Raw genomic sequence first — 24,084 nt, 5'->3', positions numbered from 1 at the left:
ATTAATTATACTACCTCTTATTTTACATGAAGTTTTCTAGTCATTCACTCTTTTCCTATTTCCAATCCAAAAAGAAAAAAGCATCCTTTTTCAAGGATGCTTTTTCAATCACATTTAATTAGGATTCAAATTGATAAAGTGGTGTACTTAAATACCGTTCACCATTACTCGGGATAATAACAAGTACCTTTTTCCCTTTACCTAACTTTTTGGCAACTTCTGTCGCTGCATAAATAACTGCCCCTGAAGAGATACCAACTAAAATACCTTCCTCTTTAGCCACTCTTCTCGCATATTCGAACGCTTGCTCTGCCTTTACTTGAATGATTTCATCATATATCTCTACATCCAATGTCTCCGGTACAAATCCCGCTCCAATTCCTTGGATTTTATGTGGACCCGGTTTTCCACCAGATAACACTGGCGAATCCGCAGGTTCTACTGCATAAATTTTAATATCTTTATACGCTTCCTTCAGCACTTCACCAGCACCAGTAATCGTCCCACCTGTACCAATACCCGCAATAAACGCATCTAGTTGATCACCCATTTGTTCAACAATTTCTGGACCCGTTGTTAAACGATGCATTTCTGGATTCGATTGATTTTTGAACTGTTGTGGTATAAAGTAACCATGCTCTTTCGCTAATTCAGTCGCTTGACGAATTGCTCCGCCCATTCCTTCAGGTCCTGGAGTCAATACTAATTCAGCACCGTAAGCACGTAATAAATTACGACGCTCCACACTCATTGTTTCTGGCATTACTAAAATTGCCTTATATCCTTTAGCAGCTGCTACCATCGCTAAGCCAATTCCTGTGTTACCACTTGTTGGCTCAATGATTGTATCGCCTTCTTTTAACAATCCTTTTTTTTCAGCATCTTCAATCATAGCTAATGCAATACGATCTTTAACACTGCTCCCCGGATTCATAAATTCTAATTTCAAATATATATCTGCGCTGTCTGATTCTACGATGCGGTTCAACTTAACGATCGGCGTTTTCCCGATTAATTCTGAAACTGATTGTGCCACTCGCATTCCTGTCACTCCTAACACCGAGTATTTTTATTGGTTTTATCTATATTTAGATTTTGTCAGAAAATTCCCTGTTTGTCAATCAATTTGAAAGAGCGCTCCCTTTAATCCTTATTACAGATTCTCAATTAGATTTGTAATATCTTCTTTAGAGAACTTGTATCGCTCATTACAGAAATGACAATGAACTTCTGTCTCTTCCTCTTCTTCACGAACTTGCTCTAACTCTGTTTTACCTAAACTAATTAACACACTCTCAATACGTTCGCGTGAGCATGTGCAATTAAATTGAACATCCATCGTTTCTAATACTTTTACTTTATCTTCCCCAAGAACTGCATATAGTAACTCCTCTGGAGAAAGACCTTGTTCGATCAACGTTGATACAGGAGGGATTTTTTGCAAACGATCTTCAATGAATGAAATTGTTTCTTCCTGTGCACCCGGCATAATTTGAAGAATAAATCCACCTGCAGCTAATATGCTGTCATCTCCATTTACAAGAACACCAACACCTACAGAAGAAGGCGTCTGTTCAGAAACTGCGAAATAATACGTGAAGTCTTCCCCTAATTCTCCGGAAACGATTGGGGATTGACCGATAAACGGCTCACGCATACCAATATCTTTGATTACTGTTACAAACCCTTCTGTACCTACCGCTTGATATACACGTAATTTCCCTTGTTCTGTTCCTTCAAAATCAACATGCGGATTTGTTACATAACCACGTACATCTCCATTTGCATGAGCATCCACTAAGATAGGGCCGATTGGACCGTTACCTTCCACCTTAATCGTTAACTTTTGGTCACCTTTTAACATTGCGCCCATCATTGTACCTGCAGTCAAAGAACGACCAAGCGCCGCTGAAGCTGTTCTCCATGTATCATGACGTCTTTGCGCCTCACTTACTGTGTTTGTTGTACGTACACTATACGCACGCACTTCCCCATCAAAAGCTAACGCTTTTACTAAATAATCTTTCATACGTATTTATTCACCTTTCTCATGTTGTAAATTTGCATTACGCTCATATAACATATATAAACCTTTTAACGTTAAAAATGGATCTACAACATCAATTACATTCGATTCTTCTGAAATTAATTTCGCCAATCCACCTGTTGCAATAACTTTCGGTTCTTGTTTAGCTTCCTCTTTCATACGCTTAACAATACCTTCCACTTGTCCAACGTATCCATAAAGGATTCCGGATTGCATTGCACTTACTGTATTCTTTCCAACAACACTACTTGGTTTTGTAATTTCAATTCGAGGAAGTTTTGCAGCCCTACTATATAAAGCCTCTGCTGAAATCATAATTCCTGGCGTAATAACTCCACCCATATAATGCTTTTCTTCGTTAATATAACAATATGTAGTAGCCGTACCAAAATCAACAATGATAAGCGGACTTCCATACAAATGGATTCCTGCTACTGCATTTACAATTCGGTCTGCACCTACTTCACGTGGATTTTCATATTTAATATTTAGTCCCGTTTTTATTCCAGGCCCTACTACAAGCGGTTTAATTTTAAAATATTTTTCACACATGCGTTCTAAAGCGAACATAATTGGCGGTACAACTGAAGACACAATAATACCTTTCACATCTCCAAACGAAAGACCCTCATGCTCAAGTAACTGTTTCACAAGCATCCCATACTCATCTTCTGTTTTATGACGATCTGTTTCCATGCGCCAATGCTGACGAAGTTCCCCCTCTTCAAACACACCTAACACCGCATTTGTGTTCCCTACATCCAATACAAAAATCATATTCTCACCACTTATCTTATTTAATCTATATTTGTGCAGTATGTATAAAACTTATAAAAACATCATATCACACATACTTATATAATCAGTTTTTCTATACTCATCATTTTACAAAAAGATTGCTCTCTATTTCAATTTTTAATACTAGTTTTACTAAAATTACTTTATTCCATAAACTCTCAATAGTAATCAGAAAAAAATTTAACAAACAAAAAAGGAGTGACTATCGTCACTCCTTCAGCTCTTACTTATCTTCTTTATCTTCATCGTCTTTCTTCATGTTGATGTTTACTTTCACATCAGCTGAAGATGTTGGACGTTCTGGCAATCTGCCATAGTCACATAAATGATTGATTTGCTCTGCATCTAATGTTTCTACTTCAAGTAACGTTTTCGCAATAAGATCTAGTTTATCACGATTTTCAGTAAGAATTTGTTTTGCACGAGCATAACATTCTTTCATAATCGTTTGCATTTCCACATCGATTTCATGCGCAATCGCATCACTATAGTTTTGTTCTGAATGGAAGTCTCTTCCTAAGAACACTTGACCACCTTGTGAGCTACCAAATTGCATCGGTCCAAGCTTATCACTCATACCAAATTCTGTAACCATGCGTCTTGCAATACCAGTCGCACGTTGGAAGTCATTATGAGCACCTGTACTTACTTCACCAAATACAATCTCTTCAGCTACTCGACCACCAAGTAAACCAGTGATTTTATCAAGTAACTCTGGTTTTGTCATGAAGTAACGATCTTCTTTCGGAAGCATTACTGCATATCCACCAGCTTGACCACGAGGGACAATTGTTACTTTATGAACGACATCAGCTTCATCAAGAACAACACCAATTACAGTGTGGCCCGCTTCATGGAAAGCAACGATATTACGTTCTTTTTCAGAGATAACACGACTTTTCTTAGCTGGACCTGCAATAACGCGATCCGTAGCTTCATCAATGTCACTCATGTCAATTTTTTTCTTATCTTGACGCGCAGCTACTAAAGCAGCTTCGTTTAATAAGTTTTCAAGATCGGCACCAGAGAATCCTGGTGTACGAGTTGCAATTGCTCTTAAATTGATATTCTCATCAAGCGGTTTATTACGAGCATGTACTTTAAGTACAGCTTCACGGCCATTTACATCTGGACGATCTACTGTAATTTGACGGTCAAAACGACCTGGACGTAATAACGCTGGATCAAGAATATCAGGACGGTTTGTCGCAGCGATGATAATAATACCTTCGTTTGCACCGAACCCATCCATTTCAACAAGTAATTGGTTCAACGTTTGCTCACGCTCATCATGGCCACCACCAAGACCTGCGCCACGTTGACGTCCTACTGCATCAATTTCATCAATGAAAATGATACAAGGAGCATTTTTCTTTGCATTTTCGAATAAATCACGTACACGGGATGCACCGACACCGACGAACATCTCTACGAAGTCAGAACCACTGATAGAGAAGAACGGAACGCCTGCTTCACCTGCAACAGCACGTGCTAGTAAAGTTTTACCTGTACCTGGAGGTCCTACTAATAGAACACCCTTCGGAATACGGGCACCAACTTCAGCGAACTTACGAGGATCTTTCAAGAATTCAACTACCTCAACAAGTTCTTGTTTCTCCTCATCCGCTCCAGCAACATCTCTGAAACGAACTTTTTTCTTTTCGTCATTATATAGCTTCGCCTTACTTTTCCCGAAGTTCATAACACGGCTACCGCCACCCTGAGCTTGGTTTAATAAGAAGAAGAATAAAATGAAGATAATGACAAACGGAATAATCGAAGTAAAGAATGTTACCCAAGCACTTGTTTCTTCTGCTGGTTGATACTTAACTTCAGCACCTTGCGCTTTATCATTAATTTTCTTTTGTAATTCCTCAGTATTTGGTGCATAAGTAACAAATTGTTCTCCCTGGCTAGAGTTATTAAATTGTCCTTTTACTTCAAACACACCATTTTTCGGTTGAAGTTGCACATTGCGCACTTCACCTTTTTCTAGTTTAGTAATGAATTTATCGTAGCTAACTGGTGTCGTTTTTTGCGTCGAACCATTAAAATAGCTCACGATTCCAATTACTACTAGGAATATCAGTAAATAAAAGATGGTATTACGGAAGATACGATTCATTCCTAACCTCCTCTCACGGCATAAACACTATAGTAAATCGTAACATAGAAAAACTTTCCTATACAATTGTGACGCCTGTATTTAATTAATTTGAGTAAACGCTTGGTTTTAATACTCCCACATAAGGAAGATTACGGTACTGCTCTTTATAATCTAACCCATATCCTACAACGAATTCATGCGGAACAGTAAATCCAACGTAATCCGCTTTCAGATCAACCTTACGGCCTGTAGGCTTATCTAATAACGTAACAATTTTTACAGACTTCGCTTTACGATATTTGAACAGGTCCACTAAGTAGCTTAGCGTAAGACCGCTATCAATAATATCTTCAACGATTAAAATGTCGCGACCTTCTACAGAAGTATCAAGGTCTTTTAAAATTTTCACTTCACCTGTTGAAACTGTAGAGTGACCGTAACTAGATACAGCCATAAAATCCATTTCAAGATATGTATCTGTTCTCTTTAATAAATCTGCCATAAATGGCATTGCACCCTTTAATACACCAATTGCAAGAGGTACTGTGTTTTTGTAATCCTCTGCAATAATTGCACCTAATTCGCGCACCTTTTCTTGTATTTGTTCTTCAGAAATTAATACTTTTTCGATATCTTGATTCATCATTTCATTATCCTCCCGGAAGACTCCTTGCTTTTGTAGTGAATAATCATATATTTATCCTTCTTTGCTATTTCTTTCGAAATAGCAAATGCAGATCGCTTCAACAAGGGTACCCAAATAATATTTCCACTTGCATCACAAACGACCGGCCATTCTTCCCTTTTTTCTTTTGGTACTTTCGCTTCGATAAAAATAGCTTTTATCTTTTTTGTGCCATCCATACCTTGTATTGACATGCGATCTCCATTTTCTCTAGACCGAATACGAAGTGGATATGATATATCATTATACTTAGCAACAAATACTGTTTCATTCATGTTACTTGGTATATCTTCGCTCACCTCTGTTACAAGTTTATCACCGTTCGATAATGTAATTGTCCCGGGTACTGATAAATCTTGCGAAAAAGGAGAAACAATTTCTTGTTTAAATCTAAAGCTACACTCCTCGTATGTGCGGACAATTTTTAAATCACCTGGGAAATCAAGTGAACCCGAAGGTTGTATCCGCTTAAAAAACTCAATCACTTTGTCAATATGTATAGAAGAAAGAGAAGACGGAATCTTATATTCATAAAGATAGTTTAATATTAGTTGAATCCCTCTCCTTTGTAAAGGCAAAGACATGGATTCGAAGGCAGGAATTGATAAGCTAATTTGTTTATCACTTTTTTTTGTAATTACTTTATTCATTTTCTCAAAAGCTAATTCCTGCAAATACGCCTCATCCTCTTGCATCTGCACGCTAAATTTTTGAAATTTCTCATGCACTTGTGGGTTTTCTTCTTTCAAATGAGGAAGAACATATTTACGTAATCGATTCCTTGTATATACTTCCTTTTTATTACTCGGATCTATACGGGGAATTACATTTAGCTTATTACAGTAATCAATAATTTCTTCCTTCGTTACTCCAAGTAAAGGCCTAATTAAATATCCATTATGAAAAGGACGCTTCACTGCAATTCCTGCATACCCTTTTGGAGTACTCCCTCGTACAAGACGCATTAAAATTGTCTCTACTTGATCATCTCCATGATGCCCAAGAGCTACATATCTCGCATCATATTCCTTCATTATTCTTTCCAAAAATGCATATCTGCATTCTCTAGCAGCAACCTGCGCATTCATCCCGTATTGCTGTTGATATTGCGACACGTTAATTCTTATCGTTTCACAAATAACTCCCAGCCCTTTACAAAGACTCTGCACAAACTGTAGGTCCTCATGAGATTCATCGCCTCTAAACATATGGTCTACATGCGCTACTACAATTTTCAACTGTTTTGCCTCTCTTTTTTCTAACAAATAATATAAAAGAGCCAAAGAGTCAGGACCACCAGAAACTCCTACAACAATTGTTGAACGTTCCTTTAATACATCATGCTGCTTTACAAAGTCATCTACCTTTTCAACAAATGTATCTTTCAACTTCGTAATCACCTTTCATTAAACAAGAACAGCAACGTTAGTTACCTTGTCTATAATGGTACAACTTTTACAAACATTGTGCAAAAAAAAGATATACAAAAATTACATTTTTATCTTACATCCTTCATGTATATTCACAAAAATAATAACATTATCTTTTAAAGCAAAAAACCTAGGCATCCACCTAGGTTTTTTTGTAAATAGACTATATTAATCAGTAGTGGCCAAACACCCCCATTGAATAAAGCAATTCTTTATTGCGCCTGCATCCCTACAATTGGAATCGTAGCCCACTTCGGCATATTTTTCTTTACTTTCGCCACAACAATAGTCATATCGTCGTTTATATAACCATCACCAGATCGAATTACTTCCTCCATAATAATATCTGCAATTTCTTGCGGATCTTCGGTTTGCAATTCTTTAATTTTTCGTTTCATCCATAGTTCATGATTTTCCACATGTTGCGCTCCCTCAAAAATCCCATCGCTCATCATAATAAGGATATCGCCTGTTTTTAATTGCTCACCCACCACATCAACTTCAACATCTTCAATAATTCCCATTGGCAAATTACTTGCCTCAATTTTCAAAATATTATTTGCGCGCTTAACAAAGCTCGGCGTTGATCCAATCTTTAAAAACTTTGCACTCGCATCCCGTAAATCTACCATAGCTAAGTCCAACGTCGTAAACATCTCTTCTGTCGTTCTTAAAGAAAGAATTGAATTAATAGATTTAATTGCTATTTCCTCATCAATACCTGATTGAAGTATTTTTTGTAATAATTTTACCGTTTCCTTACTCTCCATATGAGCTCTTTGCCCATTTCCCATACCATCACTAATCGCAAGCGCATACTTACCGACACTTAAATCCATCATCGCATAAGAATCACCCGAAACGAACCCACCACCTTTTGCAGCTGTGGCCAACCCTGTATCAAGAGAGTACGTCTTTGCTGAACCAAATGATATTAAACTGTGCCCATTTGGATAAGAAGATTTTTCTTCATGCTTCACAACGATATTTTCTTTTAGAATATCAGAAAGCATCGGCGCAACTAATTTTTCACATTCTCCATGTTCATTAGATGCAGCCGGAATCAACATTTCAATATCAATGCTCCCTCTATCCAAACAATAAATATCAACATGCTCCACTTCTACACCGAAATCACGAAACGCTTGCAAAATCTGTTCTTCCTGTACTTGATGATTTTCTCGTTCTTTTTGTATTTCCTTAGCGAAATCCTCCATAACTTTCGATACACCTAATAATTGTTCCGCTACTATTCTACGATTTTCTTTCATTTGTTTTCGTAATTTCTGTCCTTCATAGAAGTGATCTAATTCGCCCGCTACTAAATCTGTCACTTTTTTTCCTCGCACACAATGCTTGTCCCATTCACGAACTAACTTCCGATTATGTTGTAACGTCCCTTCTTCTGTTTCATTCATGATTTGTTTCATATAATCGTATGTTTTATCGAAATTAACTACCCAGCATTGATCCTTTTTAAAACATGTTTGACATGTTTTTGCAGTAATTGTACTTAAGAACAAATCCGCCTCTGTCTCCTTATCTTCCTCCTCCACGTACCCATATACAGAAAAGCTATTAGATAAAGCGGCAAACACATTTGCAAATTGATTAATTTTGTTCGCTGTAACATCACGCATTCTTCTTAGATATTGTTGTTGATCTTGCGAATGTTCCTGTGTACCTGGCATAAATTTAGCAATACGATCCACAACAAGTTTCGGCGTTAATAAGAAGAACATAATCGCCACACCAGATTCAATTAAAGTTGTTACGATATTTGTTTGCTTGTCTACATATAGCGTAATCAAGCTTGTCCCAATTAATAAACCTAAACTAACACCTAGACGCTTCCCTTCTTTTAACAACCCACCAAGTAATCCAGAAAAGGCAAGTAAACTAAGCTGAGACAAGCTAGACACATTCGCTAAACTTAATATTAATCCAGTAACAACCCCCACTGTAGACCCGGTGGCAGCGCCAGCAATAAATGCAAACACTAGTACTAAATACCTAGTGAAAATATGTTGAATCGAAGCATCATATACAAACCAATCTGTTGTACCCGTTAATACAGATGCTAGTAATATAATTAAACAAACTATTTCTTCTGTCTCTAATGCTTGTTGTTTTCCTTTCCTTTCTACTAAAAGCGGAACACTTTGTAAAAATATCATAGTTAATACAAAGCTAAGCCCCGCCTCAATCGTACTAACAAGTAAATCGTACATGGTGACAGTCTGTTGTGCAAAATAGACAACAACTAAGTGTGCGGTTAATGCGGAGATAAATACTTGGAATGGAACAAGTCCGACCGTTTTACGTGTAAATCGACTAAAGAAGATATTATAAATGAAGAAAGTAAAAATAGATGCAAAAGTAAAAAATAAATTATCTATCGAAACGGAAAGCGCTCCTCCCATTAGAGCTAAGAACGCGAGCGGCATTTTATCCCGCTTCATAACATAAACAGCAGCAAAAAATGGCAGTGCAAACGGTAAAATGTTTGTTAATATATATGCTCGTCCCAAAAGAAAACCAATAACAACAATAATAAATCCCCATCTAAAGAAAACCTGTTCAAACTTCATTCGCAACTTACTCGTCCACTTTATTGTTCCAAGCTGACTCTCATCCATTGCCAATGCACTTGTATTCATAGTATTCCTTCCTGCTTTAGGCATATTTTTAACACCACCTGCATAGTTTAATTACTGTCATTATAAAAGATGATTATTGGGATTTTTGTCAAAACAACAGTTTTCACTTTTATAATCGTTCGACTTTTTATTTGAAATAACTCTACATATATACATAGTATGTAATTTATCCCTAATATTTTGATTGAACATTCAGAAAATATAGGATAATTTTGTAGAAGTATTGTATATCTTAATTTATTTAACAAAAAAAGATCATGCACATTTGCATGATCTTTTTAGATGACCCGTACGGGATTCGAACCCGTGTTACCGCCGTGAAAGGGCGGTGTCTTAACCACTTGACCAACGGGCCGTTAAAATAAATATAGCGGCGGAGGGGATCGAACCCCCGACCTCACGGGTATGAACCGTACGCTCTAGCCAGCTGAGCTACACCGCCATGTCGTCTTATTTAACGGACAATTAGTATCTTACATCAGATACAATTTAAAGTCAACACATCTTGAAAACTTTTTTAAAAATATATTTTCCCATATAAAAAAGCACCCCGAGCAATCGCTCTGGGTACCTCTCTATATGTCAAGAATTAAACGGTCGTATTATCCGCGACGTGCGCCACGGCCACCACGTTTAGATTCTGTGTTACGCTTTAAAGAAGTTAAACGATCTTCACTATCTTTTAAAAAGCGCGCCATCTTTTGCTCAAATGTTTCTTTTGGAGCTCGGTCGTTACCGCCACCGCGATTATCTCTATTGAAAGAACGATTATTACGTTGTGGACGTCCAGAACGTTGTTGATCACCACCGCGTTGATATTCACCACGTGGACGATCTCCTTCTGTTTTTTCGCGCTCTTTCGCTTTCTTAATAGATAGACCAATCTTGCCATCTTTTTCAACGTTAATAACTTTTACTTCTACTTGGTCGCCCACTTTTAAGTGATCGTTAATATCTTTCACATAATTATCAGCAACTTCACTAATATGAACAAGACCTGTTAAGCCTTCTGGCAGCTCCACAAAAGCCCCAAAATTTGTAATACCTGTTACTTTACCCTGTAACTTGCTGCCTACCTCGATTGACATAAAAAAAATGCTCCTCCTTAGTGGTTAAAAAGTCAAATTTTACTTTATTATATATAATCCTAAAATATAGTGTCAATAAGACATACTCTACTTAGAAACAGGAAAAATTATCTCCCCTTTTCCAGAGAAGAAATAATCCCTTCTAGCAATCTTTAATACGTACTCTTCATCATTTAACTTTTGAACTTCGTCTTTTAGACTCTTTTCTTTATTCGTTAATGAATCCAGTTCTTTTTTCATGTCCTTAACTTTTGCTTCTTTTGCTTTAATGGAACTGTTTTGTTGATAAAACGTTACACTAATACTCGCAATAATTGTAAAAGCAAAGACAAGAAAAACCGCTAAACGGCGATAAAGTCGCTTCCTGTTCTCATCCGTTTGTATTATATGCTCTTTAACAGGATTTGGACTCTGTTTTTCGATTGTTCTTTGTCTCAGTTCCCTCATTTCCGAGGTCCCCCTAACTTCTTTTTTATACGCTCCCATAATTGGAAGATATGTCCCTTCAATTTTGCTATATATTGCAGGAACCCTACATGTTTCATTATAAAAAGTTTAACACGATTAGGGAGAAGTTTCCATATGAGCGAAGCAATAAATCGAACAGGCCAGAAAAAAACTTTCCATATGAAAAGTAATATCCAAATCACCATTTTCCATAACACATGTCCAATTGAAAGCAGTATACGAAATAAGAATAATATAAATGCAATAAATAGCTGCGCTATAATAATAACAGGTTTTATCACGAGTAGCTGTATAATTCGAACAAAAAAGTGTGTTGTTTGTACAAAAATATAGATGAGAAAATTTAACATCTTCATGTATAATGCTTTCAACATGCTTTGATATGCTGCAAAACCACATAATAATGCCAAAAACACATATATACGTAGTTCAGCCTCATTTACAAGAAGCAATACATAGAAAACGAATAATGCTTGGACAATCCAAAATAGTATATCATGTATAAATACAAGCCAACGTTTACGTTCTGAACGCTTTAAAAACCGTTGATATGTATCTAAAGACGCTCCAATCCAAGCACCCATTCCAATCATTGAAAGCATTGTATACAACTGAATTGTTAGACTCATTTAAACAACTTACTAAAGAAACCTTTAGTTTTCTCCCCTTGATTCTCATCAATATACAGCATTTCATGAACTTTACCTTTAATCGATACAACACCTTTTTCTACATCTAAATTTTTCATTTGTAAATTTTGACCACGAATTGTTAAAAAACCCATTACAGTCTCGAGTAAAAACTCTTCGCTATCAAAACTCTCTACCTGCTTTACACCAGTAATATCGATTACACGCCTGCCACGCATAACAATATCATGCTCTACAGAAACGTTTTGTTGATTAGAAGACATAGGTGAGTAACCATTATTCACGTAAATCCCCCCATAGATTTATACTAGCTAATAGTAATGTATGGAAGGATAACCAATTTTAGAACAAGCCTTCTTCCGCTTTTACTTTTTCTTCGCGAATTAAGCTATACATATTTGCTGCATCTTCTTTTTTAGTCGTTTCTTTCAATTCATTTATTTTTACAGTTACTATTTTTTGACCAAAACGAATTGTTAATTCATCAGCCACTTTCACATCTGAACTTGCTTTTGCCACTTGACCATTAATTGATATTCTTCCTTGGTCAGCTACTTCTTTCGCTAATGTTCTTCTTTTAATTAAACGTGATACTTTTAAAAACTTATCTAGACGCATATAAAATCCCCCTATTAACGCTCTGTTTGTTTTGCCTCTTCCCATAAAACATCTAACTGTTCTAGTGATAAATCTTGCATTTCTTTATTCATTTCAGCTACTTTTGCTTCCATGTATAAAAAACGACCGATAAATTTCTCATTAGTTGAACGTAACGCCTCTTCTGGGTCTATTTTATAATGGCGGGCTATATTAACAAACGCAAATAATAAATCACCAAATTCACCTAACATCTTTTCCTCATCCATGTTCACAACTTCTTGTTGGAACTCTTGCCATTCTTCTATGGCTTTTTCAATCATCGGTTGCACATCTGCCCAATCAAATCCTACCTTGCCGGCTTCCTTCTGAATTTCATAAGCACGTAGTAGCTGCGGCAAACTTTTTGGAACTCCATTTAAAACAGATTCTTTCACAGATCCTTTTTCTTGTTTCTTAATTTCTTCCCAATTAGCAATCACTTCATCGGCATTATTTACATCCGTATTTCCAAATACATGTGGATGGCGACGAACCATTTTCTCAGATAGAGTTCGAATAATATCATCTATAGAGAACCAACCTTCATCCTCCCCAATTTGGGCATGAAGCATAACTTGTAATAATACATCGCCTAGTTCCTCTACTAAATGATCATCGTCCTCTTCATCAATTGCTTCTAATACTTCATAAGCTTCCTCAATTAAATACTTCTTTAAAGATTGATGTGTTTGCTTTTTATCCCACGGACAACCATTTGGCCCACGAAGGTCTGCAATAATTTCTCTAAGCACATCAAACTGTTGATACAAGGACGCACGTTCCTGAACTGGTGGTACATATACACTCGTTAAATTATTCAATTCTGTTTCATGATCTAACATGTACAATGGTACCTTTTTAACTTGTTCGAACGAAGTTCCTGCAGCTGTTACGATATACACTTCATAATCATCCGGTAACATTTCCATTAATGTTAACTTCACATCTGAAGCAACGAACGCATCATACACTTGGCAAAAGATTAAATGTTGACGTAATTCTAATTGCCCTCTTTCAAATGATGTAGCGTCAATTAGTTGGAACCCTTCAATCGGATCGATTTTCAGACTTGCGAACATCGGATCAAGGAAGCTTTGTCCACCTTCAATCCGCACTTCAACATTTGCTATTTCTCCTTTTTCCAACAGTAGCTGAACTGTTCTTTCCGCTACTAGCGGGTGCCCTGGAACAGCGTAGATGATTTCTGTACCTTTAGCTTGTTCTAGCAATGTATTCGCAATTGTTTCATATACAATTTCAAATGTATCATGCGCTTCATATACATTGTCAAAAGCCGTATATTGTATACCTTCGCTCTCTAATTCTTCTATAACGGGATGTTCCTTCGTTCTAACAAACATATGATCCGCTTCTTTTATTTTTCGATATACACCCATCGTTAACTGATCTAACTCACCAGCACCTAGGCCCAAAATAGTAATGATTCCACTCACAATCTGCCACCTCTATCCACTCTTCTTCAATGAACCTTCTTTTTTCTCTTGTTTCATAACAGTTCCTAGCTCTTTTTTTGTAAATACACGTAATTTTAAAATGAAAAACAAATATGTTGATCCGCCGATGGCTACACCTAATAACGCTTCAAGTGTTGCAATTCCTCTATGCCCTGCATCAATTACTAATCCAGACATTTGCAACACACGGATAAACATTATTAATACAAATCCCATACCAATACCACTAATAACTACACCTAGCATATTCCGCTTATCGATAAGCGATTCCGATACTGCTCGCATAAGTAGTACACTATTTAGCATTGAAATGACAATTAGCGCAACTAAGGTTGCAATTGCAGCTCCCTTCACACCAAAATGCGGCATTAGTATGTAGTTTAAGGCTAACTTTAAACTACCCCCAAATACAACAAATATTGCTGGTTTTAACGTTTGTCCCAAACCTTGTAAAATAGAAGCGGTTGTAATTGACAATGAACTAAATAAAATAGATAAAGATAAAATGGATAAAACATCTGATCCATCACTATTTTCAAACAACATAATATTCGTAGGTTGAATAATACAAGTTAATCCAATGGCAGCTGCAAATCCAATTACGAACGTTATTTTCATTGCTAACTTTACCTTTTCTTGAATAAAGGAAAGATCTCCTCTTTCCTTAGCTGCTGTAATAATCGGAATAAGTGACAACGAGAAAGAAGTTGTCACGACAGTGCCTAGCTGCATGAGAGGGATACTTCTGTCATAGACACCTTTTAATACCTTTGCACTTTCAGCTTGTTCTCCCGCCCCAATAAGTAAAGAATAAAAGGAAACAGAATCAGCCATTTGTATAAAAATAAGCACCAAGTTACTAACACAAATTGCTAATCCTTGCCAAAAAAGGATTTTAATTATCCTTCCTTTCCCCCTAATATTCTTCAAACTTTTGAAGAATATAGAACGAAAATCACGACGCATATAAAGTAAAAGTACAATAATCCCAATCAGTCCACCCGCAATTGAACCTAACATAGCACCTGCACCAACTGTATATAAATCAAATCCGTGAGCAATTAGAAATAGGGATAAAAATACAATAATAGAAACCCGAATGGTTTGTTCTATCACTTGCGAAACAGCCGTTGGCATCATATTATTAAACCCCTGAAAATATCCTCTTGCTACAGATAAAAATGGCATCAATATGAATGAAAACGAAATAACACGTAATAACTTATCTAAGTGTATATCGCCCATAGCTGTTGCAATTGTTTCAGCGCCAAAGAACAATGTAAAAAAGCCTATGAAACCAATTCCTAATAAAAACCAAAAAGATACACAAATAATTTCTTCTGCTTCTTTTTGCTTCCCTCGCTCTAATCGTTCCGCGACCATTTTTGAAATTATAATAGGGAACCCATAAGTAGCTAAAATTAAACAAAATCCATAAAAAGGATAAATTTGTTGGTAAATATAAAATCCAATATCACCCGCTATATTTTGATATGGAATACGGTAAAAAGCGCTTAATACTTTCGTAATAAAACTTGCGATTGTTAATATAATAGCCCCACGCCAAAAGGCTTGATACTTCTTCGCTTCCATACAAGAAAACTCCTTTTTCTATTCTCACCCCTCGTATTATATCATAAAGAAAAGAACAAGCTCCCTTACCCCAACGAGTGATAATAAGTTCATGCAACACTAGAAAATGTTCAACGAAAAAAGGTAGCAAAGCGCTACCTTTTTTCAATATACATATATCTCCAAATAATTGATTTCTCAAAAAGAAATATCATAATTAGGAAAGATTGCTACTTCTAAAATTATATATTCTTACTGTTCCATTTGTTTCGCTAAGAAACTGGCCGCAGTATTGACCGCTTTATGCTCTATTTCACTTATAATAGCTTCTTTTGAAAAAATGATGACAGCTCCAATTGGGTCTCCATTTGCAACAATCGGTCCAACTGTATAAGAATGAACCTTTTCTGTTACACCATCGATAATGGAAATATCACTTTCGTCCGTCATAATAACAGACTTTCGTTCTTCCATCGTTTTTTCAATTAGATCCCCTACACTTTTATTTAAGTATTCTTTTTTGGATACACCTGATACTGCGATAATAGAATCTCGATCGCACACAAGCACATTATGTCCTAAACTATCGTATAAAGCATCTGCATATTCTTTTGCAAAATCACCTAATTCACTAATTGGAGAATATTTCTTCAAAATTACTTCCCCATCGCGATCAACAAATATTTCTAGTGGGTCTCCTTCTCGAATACGTAAAGTTCTACGAATTTCCTTCGGGATTACTACCCTGCCTAAATCATCAATTCGACGTACGATTCCAGTTGCTTTCATTCTAATGCTGCCTCACTTTCTACTGATGATCAAAGTGGTGAATTTACCTGTTCATGTAAAAATCACCAACTGTTAGACATAGTATTTTACACATTAGTTCTTCTATGCACGTCGAATTGTATTTTTTATCTTATATTAGGCATTTATTACTTCTTTTTTTACATCTGGTAAGCCTTTTAATAAATTTTCAGCAATTGTTAACCACTTTGATGTCTCTAATCCATTCGTTTTCATAACGATTTTCAATTGTGATCCTTCCATTCCAAGACCAATCATACGACCAAAACTATTTCCAAGCATGAATAATTTTCCACCATCAATATTTTGGCTCGCTTGTTCTGAGAACAGGATTGTTACTTCAAATTTATTTTGCTTAATCAACTCGATTTGTTCTTTCATTGCCAATACTTTAATATTTGCAATTTGTAATAAATAACCAACTTCTTGCGGGTAATCACCAAATCTATCGATCATTTCTTCCTGTAATTCTTCAATATCCTCGATTGTAGAAACACCTCTAAATTGTTTGTACATCATAATTTTTTGCTTACTATCTGAAATATAAGCATCTGGTAAATATGCATCTACTTCCAAGTCAATTTCAACATTAACTGTATTCTCAACTCCGTCTGTCCCTCTGCGCTGTTCAATTGCATCTTTTAACATTTGAGAATACAGGTCAAATCCGACAGAATCAATAAATCCATGTTGTTCTGCCCCTAATAAGTTACCAGCACCACGAATAGATAAGTCTCTCATCGCAATTTTGAAACCAGATCCCAGCTCTGTAAACTCTTTAATTGCTTGCAGACGCTTCTCTGCAACTTCTGATAACACTTTATCTCGTTTGTATGCAAAATATGCATATGCGACACGATTAGAACGCCCAACACGCCCACGAAGCTGATACAACTGCGATAATCCCATACGATCTGCATCGAATACAATTAATGTATTTACATTTGGAATATCTACACCCGTCTCAATAATTGTTGTACTTACAAGAACATCATGCTGCCCCTCTAAAAACGATAGCATGACAGACTCTAATTCGCTTTCGTTCATTTTTCCATGTGCGTATGTTACACGAGCATCTGGAACTAACATCGAAATTTCATCTGCTTTTCTTTCGATATCCTCCACACGGTTATACAGGAAGTAAATTTGCCCACCTCTTGCAAGTTCTCGCTCTATCGCTTCTCGCATTAATGCCGGATTATACTCTACTACATACGTTTGGACCGGGAAACGATTTTCTGGCGGTGTCTCAATAACAGACAAATCACGCACACCAAGCATAGACATATGGAGTGTACGCGGAATCGGAGTTGCCGTTAATGTTAATACGTCAACATTTGCTTTCAATTGTTTGATCTTTTCTTTATGCGTCACACCAAATCTTTGTTCTTCATCAATAATAAGGAGACCTAAATCTTTATACGTAACATCTTTAGATAAAATACGATGCGTTCCGATTACAATATCTACCGTACCATCTTTTAAGCCCTTAATCGTTTCATTTTGCTGTTTTCTCGTGCGGAATCTACTTAATAACCCTATATTAATTGGATAATCTTGAAAACGCTCTCGAATTGTTTCATAGTGTTGTTGTGCAAGGATCGTTGTCGGTACTAAAATCGCAACTTGCTTTTCATCCATAATTGCTTTAAATGCCGCACGAATAGCTACTTCCGTCTTTCCGTATCCTACGTCACCGCACAGAAGCCTATCCATCGGACGTCCGCGTTCCATATCTTTCTTAATTTCTTCAATAGAACGTAATTGATCCTCTGTCTCTTGATACGGGAAAGAAGATTCAAATTCTTGCTGTTCTGCCGTATCTGGTGTATATGCATAACCTTTTGAAGCCTCGCGCTCAGCATATAATTTAATTAAGTCATCCGCTATGTCTTGTACAGACTTTTCAACTTTTGTTTTGACTTTCTTCCAATCATTTCCGCCCAATTTATAAACTTTTGGGTCCTTACCTTCAGATCCTACATATTTTTGCACTTGGTCAATTTGTTCAATCGGAACGTATAACTTATCGTTCCCTTGATATTTGATATTCAGATAATCTTTATGAACACCATTAATCTCTAAAGTCTCAATACCTAAAAATTTACCTATACCGTGATTTACATGAACTACATAGTCTCCAACTTTTAATTCCGAATAACTTTTAATACGTTCAGCGTTAGATAACTTTTGCTTGCGTTGTGATTTTTTAACTTTCTTATGAAAAAGCTCTTTTTCAGTAATGACAACGAACTTTTGCATCGGCATTTCAAACCCTGCATGTAAATCACCTACCGCAATTTGTAACCTTCCAGGCAATAAAATATCTGTGCCTTCTACAATATCCGCTTCAATATCATAATCACTTAAAATGTGTTGTAGTTTTTTTACACGCTCATCATCTGTTCCGAGCACAACGGTCGTAAAGTGCCCTTCATTCCATCTATCAATTTCCGTTTTTAACAACTGCATCTGTCCATGGAAATCTTGCATTGTTTTACATGTCACATTCACAATGTTTTGCGGATGTGTATGTGCTATATGGCGTAAGAATAACGTTAAATATACAAAACTTCTTTTTTTATGATGAAGAAACCCCTCAAATGAGTGTGAGAAAGATAAATCTTGAATAATTGTTCCTTCGCCCAGAAGTGATATATACCATTCCGCCTCTTCTGTTTCAAGATGTGATGCTGTTTCTTGAATGCGGGAAATCTCATCTAAAATGACAACACCGTCTTCTGGTAAATAATCTATCAGACTAGCAGGTTCTTTATAGAAAATAGATAAATATTTAAACATTTGTTCTATACTTTGCCCGTTTTTCAACATTTCAATTTCATGGCTTACCGTCTCAAGGACTGTAGTCTTTAATTTATCATCGGAAAGTTTTTGCATCGTCTTAGTTAAACCTTCTTCAAGATGCTTAATTCCCGCTTTCAATTCTTCCTGTGAAAATAAAAACTCTGTTGCTGGTCCGAATCTAATACTTTCCTTTTTATCTTGAGAGCGCTGTTCATCCACATCAAATAATCGAATAGAATCGACTTCTGTGTCGAAAAATTCAATACGAAATGGTAATTCTTCAGTTAATGGATAAATATCTAATATGCCCCCACGCAAACTGAACTCCCCTGGAGCTTCTACCATTGACTTACGCTCATACCCAATATGATGTAAAGTATGCAAGAATGCATCTAAATCAATCTCTTGCCCTAGATTGATTTCAATTTGCCTTTGCTTCCACAATTCTTTTATTGGTAAAAATCTACGCAGCCCTGCAACTGGCGCTACAATAATCCCATTCTCTCCCGCAGCTAAGCGATTTAACACTTCAATGCGCTGTGCCTTCAATTCTGGACTTGCAACCCCAACTTCTGATGCTATCAATTCATTTACTGGATATAGCCACACATCTTTTTCACCAAGTAATGCCACTAAATCCTCATGTACTTTTTGTGCTTGGTATAAATTGTGCGTCACAATCAGTTGTGATTTTTTTGTTTTTTTATATAAGGCTGCCATTAATAATGAACGAGAAGATGTTGCCATACCTGATACAAGTTGCTCTTTTAAACCATCTTCTAACCCATTAATAACCGATTGTATCTCTTCATTTTTATAAAACTGCTCTAATAAGCCTATCATTTTCAAAACTCCTCTCAACATAAAGAGCAAGTTACTATATTTTATGCAAATATTTTGGAAAAAGGAAACAGAAAAATGCTTTGGACATGCCAAAGCGACAACATTTTATTGTAGAAATTTTTCATATTCATAATACTCGGGATAAGATGCGAGCGTTTCTTGACACGATTCACAAATCGTTTTTATATATATATTTCCATTCTCATGAAAATGAATCATCTCTACTACTTCTTGCTCTGTTAGTTGAAATAAAACGTCGCTATATACTTTTTCTGCGGTAACGGAGCCTACATTGCTCCCACAATGTCTGCAATAATAATACCCTTCCATACTAGCCTCCTAAATATCCAATTTCTACTAGTATGGGTGAAAATAAAATAAAATATTCCCAATCATGCCCTTAACTATTGAAAGTATTCATAATTTGAAGGAAAGGTTTTTTTAACCATTCTTCACATGCATCCGCCGCTTTTTCAATAGAATGATTGACATCAGGAATTTCTTCCGATGTAAAACGTCCTAATACGTAATCTACTACCTTCATTCCATTTTTCGGACGATCAATTCCCATACGGATACGTTGGAACTCTTGTGTTCCTAAATGCGAAATTGTTGATTTTACACCATTATGTCCACCAGCACTCCCTTTCATACGAAGGCGCAATTTACCTACAGGGATATCTAAATCATCGTACAGAACAACGAAGTCCTCAACGTCGATCTTATAGTAATCCATGAGTGGTCGAATGCTTTCCCCAGATAAATTCATATATGTAAGCGGCTTTAATAATATTACTTTTTCTCCATTAACAAATCCTGCACCGAATACTCCTTTAAATTTTTGTTCATTTAAAGAAATGTTCCAACGCTTTGCAAGTTCATCAATCGCCATAAATCCAATATTATGCCTTGTTAATTCATATTCTCTACCCGGGTTCCCAAGTCCTACTATCAATTTCATTCTTGTACCAACTACTTTCTTTTTTCGATACGAAAAGACGTAACCAAGCTTGGTTACGTCTCATTCTATCCAATTAATTGAATAATACACTTACAGATTCTTCTTCGTATACACGAATGATTGCTTCTCCGATTAATGGAGCAACTGAAAGTTCATGTACTTTGTCGATCTTCTTCTCTTCTGGTAATACGATAGAGTTTGTTACAACTAACTCTTTAATATTTGAATTTTGAATACGTTCAATTGCTGGACCAGATAATACTGGGTGCGTACAGCAAGCATATACTTCAGAAGCACCGTTCTCTACAAGAGCGTTTGCTGCTAATGTAATTGTACCAGCTGTATCAATGATGTCATCAATTAAAATTGCTGTTTTACCTTCAATATTACCAATAATGTTCATTACCTCTGATACGTTCGGACGAGGACGACGCTTATCAATAATAGCAATTGGTGCTTTTAGGCGATCTGCCATTTTTCGAGCACGAGTTACACCACCGTGGTCAGGAGACACGATTACGATATCTTTAAGACCTTTTGTTTCAAAGTAATCTGAAAGAATCGGTACACCCATTAAGTGGTCGATTGGGATATCAAAGAACCCTTGAATTTGTGGAGCATGTAAATCTAGAGTGATTACACGAGTTGCACCTGCTGTTTCAAGCAAGTTTGCTACAAGTTTCGATGTAATTGGTTCACGAGAACGCGCTTTACGGTCTTGACGCGCATAACCATAGTAAGGAATAACAATATTAATTGTTTTTGCAGATGCACGTTTTAATGCATCGATCATAATAAGTAATTCCATGATATGTTCGTTTACTGGGAAGCTTGTAGATTGAATAATGAATACATCGCAACCACGGATACTTTCTTCAATGTTAATTTGAACTTCTCCATCACTAAAACGATCAACAGAACATTTTCCTAGTCCTACCCCAATATGCTTTGCAATTTGCTCGGCAAGTTCCTTATTAGAGTTTAAAGAGAATACTTTCAAATTAGAATTTAGATATTGAGTCGACATCTAGATTAACCCTCCACATTATGATTTTTTCTTATTCAGCAATTGATCAACATAGTCTTCTTTGTTAACTTGACGTGCACGTGCTACTGATAATGCCTTTGATGGAACATCCTCTGTGATTGTAGAGCCTGCTGCTACATAAGCACCATCTTCAACTGTTACTGGCGCAACAAGATTTGAATTGCATCCAATAAATACCCCGTTACCAATCACAGTTTTGAATTTATTCTTGCCATCATAGTTCACCGTAATTGAACCACAACCAAGATTCACGTCTTCTCCAACTTGTGCATCCCCGATATAACTTAAGTGTGAAGCTTTACTTCTATTACCAAAAACAGTTTTTTTGATTTCCACGAAGTTTCCAACGCGTACTTCATCTCCAATAACTGAATCTGGGCGAATATGTGCAAATGGACCAACCGCTACTTCTGTACCAAGTTTACTATCATGTACAGTCGATTGACGAATTGTCGTACGATCTCCAATTTCACTATCGCGAATTACTGTATGTGGCCCAATTTCACAATCAGAACCAATTACAGTATTACCCTCAATAACTGTTCCTGGATGAAGAACTGTATCACTACCGATAATTGCATCGGCAGAAATATATGTGTTACTTGGATCGATAATTGTAACACCATTTACCATGTTCTTTCGATTGATACGGTTTTTCATAATAACTTCCGCTTGCGATAGAGCGACTCTGTCGTTAACACCTAACGTTTCATCGAAGTGCTCCGTTTGATAAGCTGATACAATATGACCTTCATTTTTTAAAATCTCAATAACATCTGGCAGGTAGTATTCACCTTGTACGTTATCATTTGAAACTTTAGAAAGTGAAGCGAATAAAGCTTTATTATCAAAACAATACGTACCCGTATTGATTTCTTTAATAGCTAATTCTTTCTCATTTGCATCCTTATGCTCAACAATCTTTTCAACATGACCATTCTCATTACGAACGATACGACCATATCCAGCAGGTTCTTCTATGTAAGCTGTTAGCACCGTTGCCATTGCCCCTGCTTCTTTATGTTGCTGAAGTAATGCTTCCATCGTTTCAGCAGTTATTAGCGGCGTATCGCCACAAATAACTAAAGTTGTTCCTTCTTCATTTGCAAGTACACTCGCAGCTTGATCTACAGCATGCGCTGTACCAAGTTGTTCTGCTTGTAATGCAAACTCACTTACGTTTCCTAGCTGTTCTTGTACCATTTCAGCACCATGTCCCACGACTGTTACAAGTTTCTGCAATCCTAATTGAGATACTTGATCGACAACATGTTGTACCATAGGTTTTCCACATACAGGATGAAGCACTTTGTATAGCTTAGACTTCATACGTGTGCCTTTACCTGCAGCTAGAATCACTGCAAATCTGTTTGACATATAGACCCTCCATCGCAACCTATTTATCCATTAACGATATTATCCTAAATCATCATATATTTCAAGAAACACATTTTAACTATTAAATTTTACCATAATTCTTATAAGATGTTTTACTCTTTAGTATCTTTTTTAAGAAATAAGCTATACTATTTAAAATGATTTTGAAAAAATTAGAAGTTTCTCTTCTTCACCTTAATAAATTTCGAATTTTCTGGATTTCGAATGTATAAAAACAAAAAAACAAACCCCTGTAAATACTTACAGGGGTTTGCTACAAAATTATAAGACTTTCTTTCAAAAGCCCTTTTCATTCGAATTTTACGAAGCACCTGCTTCTTCAAACTCAACCTCTTCTAACTCGCCTAAACGGTGATACTCTGTTAAAACCGCATCTTGAATTTTAGAGCGTGTATTAGAATTAATTGGATGTGCAATGTCACGGAATTCTCCATCTGGAGTACGTTTACTTGGCATTGCTACAAATAATCCATTATTACCATCAATTACACGAATATCATGAACAACAAATTCATGGTCTAGGGTAATAGAGGCAATTGCTCTCATGCGGCCTTCTGTGTTTACGCGGCGTAATCTTACGTCAGTTACTTCCATCTTGTGTTC

21 protein-coding genes and 2 tRNA genes are annotated in these 24,084 nt (G+C 36.4%); all 23 read right to left on the bottom strand.

From position 1 onward, the window contains the following. Positions 1-118: 118 nt before the first annotated feature. Complete coding sequence (cysK, locus tag COE49_RS15495) at positions 119-1,042, bottom strand: cysteine synthase A (RefSeq protein ID WP_098945955.1); 924 nt, start codon at positions 1,040-1,042, stop codon at positions 119-121. Positions 1,043-1,153: 111 nt separating this feature from the next. Continuing rightward, positions 1,154-2,029, bottom strand: coding sequence for a redox-regulated molecular chaperone HslO (gene hslO / locus COE49_RS15490; protein WP_087931145.1), 876 nt, complete (start codon positions 2,027-2,029; stop codon positions 1,154-1,156). 6 nt (positions 2,030-2,035) lie between these two features. Further along, entirely contained in the window at positions 2,036-2,824 is a 789-nt protein-coding gene (locus COE49_RS15485; protein ID WP_088233038.1) for a type III pantothenate kinase, read from the bottom strand. 244 nt (positions 2,825-3,068) lie between these two features. Further along, positions 3,069-4,970: an ATP-dependent zinc metalloprotease FtsH gene (ftsH, locus tag COE49_RS15480; protein ID WP_088233037.1), complete on the bottom strand. Its 1,902-nt coding sequence runs from the start codon at positions 4,968-4,970 to the stop codon at positions 3,069-3,071. A gap of 85 nt (positions 4,971-5,055) precedes the next feature. Next, on the bottom strand, positions 5,056-5,598 hold the full coding sequence (hpt, locus tag COE49_RS15475; protein WP_000981842.1) for a hypoxanthine phosphoribosyltransferase: 543 nt from the start codon (positions 5,596-5,598) through the stop codon (positions 5,056-5,058). Further along, positions 5,595-7,025, bottom strand: a complete 1,431-nt coding sequence (tilS, locus tag COE49_RS15470) for a tRNA lysidine(34) synthetase TilS (RefSeq protein WP_088233036.1) — start codon at positions 7,023-7,025, stop codon at positions 5,595-5,597. Before tilS ends, hpt begins: the two co-directional genes overlap by 4 nt. A 254-nt stretch (positions 7,026-7,279) precedes the next feature. Continuing rightward, positions 7,280-9,751 carry a stage II sporulation protein E gene (gene spoIIE / locus COE49_RS15465; RefSeq protein ID WP_140417518.1) on the bottom strand — a complete coding sequence of 824 codons (2,472 nt, stop codon included), beginning with the start codon at positions 9,749-9,751 and terminating at the stop codon, positions 7,280-7,282. Positions 9,752-10,010: 259 nt separating this feature from the next. Next, positions 10,011-10,082: transfer RNA gene (locus COE49_RS15460), tRNA-Glu, on the bottom strand. A 13-nt stretch (positions 10,083-10,095) separates the two neighbouring features. Beyond that, positions 10,096-10,169, bottom strand: a tRNA-Met gene (locus COE49_RS15455). A gap of 160 nt (positions 10,170-10,329) precedes the next feature. Beyond that, the gene (locus COE49_RS15450) at positions 10,330-10,815 is read right to left on the bottom strand and encodes a S1 domain-containing RNA-binding protein (RefSeq protein WP_000021451.1); all 486 of its coding nucleotides are present in this window, start codon (positions 10,813-10,815) and stop codon (positions 10,330-10,332) included. 87 nt (positions 10,816-10,902) lie between these two features. Continuing rightward, on the bottom strand, positions 10,903-11,262 hold the full coding sequence (gene divIC / locus COE49_RS15445; RefSeq protein ID WP_001208736.1) for a cell division protein DivIC: 360 nt from the start codon (positions 11,260-11,262) through the stop codon (positions 10,903-10,905). Then, positions 11,259-11,912, bottom strand: coding sequence for a spore cortex biosynthesis protein YabQ (gene yabQ / locus COE49_RS15440; RefSeq protein WP_088233035.1), 654 nt, complete (start codon positions 11,910-11,912; stop codon positions 11,259-11,261). Before yabQ ends, divIC begins: the two co-directional genes overlap by 4 nt. Further along, positions 11,909-12,217 (bottom strand): sporulation protein YabP, encoded by a 309-nt coding sequence (yabP, locus tag COE49_RS15435; protein ID WP_001059102.1) that lies wholly within the window; start codon positions 12,215-12,217, stop codon positions 11,909-11,911. Before yabP ends, yabQ begins: the two co-directional genes overlap by 4 nt. 58 nt (positions 12,218-12,275) lie before the next feature. Further along, on the bottom strand, positions 12,276-12,551 hold the full coding sequence (locus COE49_RS15430; protein WP_088233034.1) for an RNA-binding S4 domain-containing protein: 276 nt from the start codon (positions 12,549-12,551) through the stop codon (positions 12,276-12,278). A gap of 14 nt (positions 12,552-12,565) precedes the next feature. Next, a complete protein-coding gene (gene yabN, locus COE49_RS15425; protein ID WP_088233033.1) occupies positions 12,566-14,026 on the bottom strand; it encodes a bifunctional methyltransferase/pyrophosphohydrolase YabN in 1,461 nt (486 codons plus the stop codon). Positions 14,027-14,038: 12 nt separating this feature from the next. Further along, positions 14,039-15,640, bottom strand: coding sequence for a putative polysaccharide biosynthesis protein (locus COE49_RS15420; protein ID WP_088233032.1), 1,602 nt, complete (start codon positions 15,638-15,640; stop codon positions 14,039-14,041). Between the two features lie 231 nt (positions 15,641-15,871). Beyond that, positions 15,872-16,408, bottom strand: coding sequence for a stage V sporulation protein T (spoVT, locus tag COE49_RS15415; RefSeq protein ID WP_000648302.1), 537 nt, complete (start codon positions 16,406-16,408; stop codon positions 15,872-15,874). A 135-nt stretch (positions 16,409-16,543) separates the two neighbouring features. Further along, on the bottom strand, positions 16,544-20,074 hold the full coding sequence (gene mfd / locus COE49_RS15410; protein ID WP_088233031.1) for a transcription-repair coupling factor: 3,531 nt from the start codon (positions 20,072-20,074) through the stop codon (positions 16,544-16,546). A 105-nt stretch (positions 20,075-20,179) separates the two neighbouring features. Further along, entirely contained in the window at positions 20,180-20,404 is a 225-nt protein-coding gene (locus tag COE49_RS15405) for an anti-sigma-F factor Fin family protein (protein WP_000399441.1), read from the bottom strand. Positions 20,405-20,474: 70 nt separating this feature from the next. Next, positions 20,475-21,035 carry an aminoacyl-tRNA hydrolase gene (gene pth, locus COE49_RS15400; protein ID WP_088233030.1) on the bottom strand — a complete coding sequence of 187 codons (561 nt, stop codon included), beginning with the start codon at positions 21,033-21,035 and terminating at the stop codon, positions 20,475-20,477. A gap of 73 nt (positions 21,036-21,108) precedes the next feature. Further along, positions 21,109-22,062 carry a ribose-phosphate diphosphokinase gene (locus COE49_RS15395; RefSeq protein ID WP_000107420.1) on the bottom strand — a complete coding sequence of 318 codons (954 nt, stop codon included), beginning with the start codon at positions 22,060-22,062 and terminating at the stop codon, positions 21,109-21,111. An 18-nt stretch (positions 22,063-22,080) separates the two neighbouring features. Further along, positions 22,081-23,460, bottom strand: a complete 1,380-nt coding sequence (gene glmU / locus COE49_RS15390) for a bifunctional UDP-N-acetylglucosamine diphosphorylase/glucosamine-1-phosphate N-acetyltransferase GlmU (protein ID WP_088233029.1) — start codon at positions 23,458-23,460, stop codon at positions 22,081-22,083. 321 nt (positions 23,461-23,781) lie between these two features. Continuing rightward, the gene (spoVG, locus tag COE49_RS15385; RefSeq protein WP_000454042.1) at positions 23,782-24,075 is read right to left on the bottom strand and encodes a septation regulator SpoVG; all 294 of its coding nucleotides are present in this window, start codon (positions 24,073-24,075) and stop codon (positions 23,782-23,784) included. Positions 24,076-24,084: the final 9 nt, after the last annotated feature.

It is taken from the genome of Bacillus sp. AFS029637 (genome assembly GCF_002584985.1).
Lineage (GTDB): Bacteria > Bacillota > Bacilli > Bacillales > Bacillaceae_G > Bacillus_A.
Note: the sequence above shows the minus strand (reverse complement) of the source record. Positions and strands in the feature narration are given on the sequence as shown.

Coding starts and splice junctions, on each gene's coding strand:
- cysK (WP_098945955.1), bottom strand. CDS start 1,042: ATGCGAGTGGCACAATCAGTTTCAGAATTAATCGGGAAAACGCCGATC.
- hslO (WP_087931145.1), bottom strand. CDS start 2,029: ATGAAAGATTATTTAGTAAAAGCGTTAGCTTTTGATGGGGAAGTGCGT.
- COE49_RS15485 (WP_088233038.1), bottom strand. CDS start 2,824: ATGATTTTTGTATTGGATGTAGGGAACACAAATGCGGTGTTAGGTGTG.
- ftsH (WP_088233037.1), bottom strand. CDS start 4,970: ATGAATCGTATCTTCCGTAATACCATCTTTTATTTACTGATATTCCTA.
- hpt (WP_000981842.1), bottom strand. CDS start 5,598: ATGATGAATCAAGATATCGAAAAAGTATTAATTTCTGAAGAACAAATA.
- spoIIE (WP_140417518.1), bottom strand. CDS start 9,751: ATGCCTAAAGCAGGAAGGAATACTATGAATACAAGTGCATTGGCAATG.
- COE49_RS15450 (WP_000021451.1), bottom strand. CDS start 10,815: ATGTCAATCGAGGTAGGCAGCAAGTTACAGGGTAAAGTAACAGGTATT.
- divIC (WP_001208736.1), bottom strand. CDS start 11,262: ATGAGGGAACTGAGACAAAGAACAATCGAAAAACAGAGTCCAAATCCT.
- yabQ (WP_088233035.1), bottom strand. CDS start 11,912: ATGAGTCTAACAATTCAGTTGTATACAATGCTTTCAATGATTGGAATG.
- COE49_RS15430 (WP_088233034.1), bottom strand. CDS start 12,551: ATGCGTCTAGATAAGTTTTTAAAAGTATCACGTTTAATTAAAAGAAGA.
- COE49_RS15420 (WP_088233032.1), bottom strand. CDS start 15,640: ATGGAAGCGAAGAAGTATCAAGCCTTTTGGCGTGGGGCTATTATATTA.
- spoVT (WP_000648302.1), bottom strand. CDS start 16,408: ATGAAAGCAACTGGAATCGTACGTCGAATTGATGATTTAGGCAGGGTA.
- mfd (WP_088233031.1), bottom strand. CDS start 20,074: ATGATAGGCTTATTAGAGCAGTTTTATAAAAATGAAGAGATACAATCG.
- COE49_RS15405 (WP_000399441.1), bottom strand. CDS start 20,404: ATGGAAGGGTATTATTATTGCAGACATTGTGGGAGCAATGTAGGCTCC.
- pth (WP_088233030.1), bottom strand. CDS start 21,035: ATGAAATTGATAGTAGGACTTGGGAACCCGGGTAGAGAATATGAATTA.
- COE49_RS15395 (WP_000107420.1), bottom strand. CDS start 22,062: ATGTCGACTCAATATCTAAATTCTAATTTGAAAGTATTCTCTTTAAAC.
- glmU (WP_088233029.1), bottom strand. CDS start 23,460: ATGTCAAACAGATTTGCAGTGATTCTAGCTGCAGGTAAAGGCACACGT.
- spoVG (WP_000454042.1), bottom strand. CDS start 24,075: ATGGAAGTAACTGACGTAAGATTACGCCGCGTAAACACAGAAGGCCGC.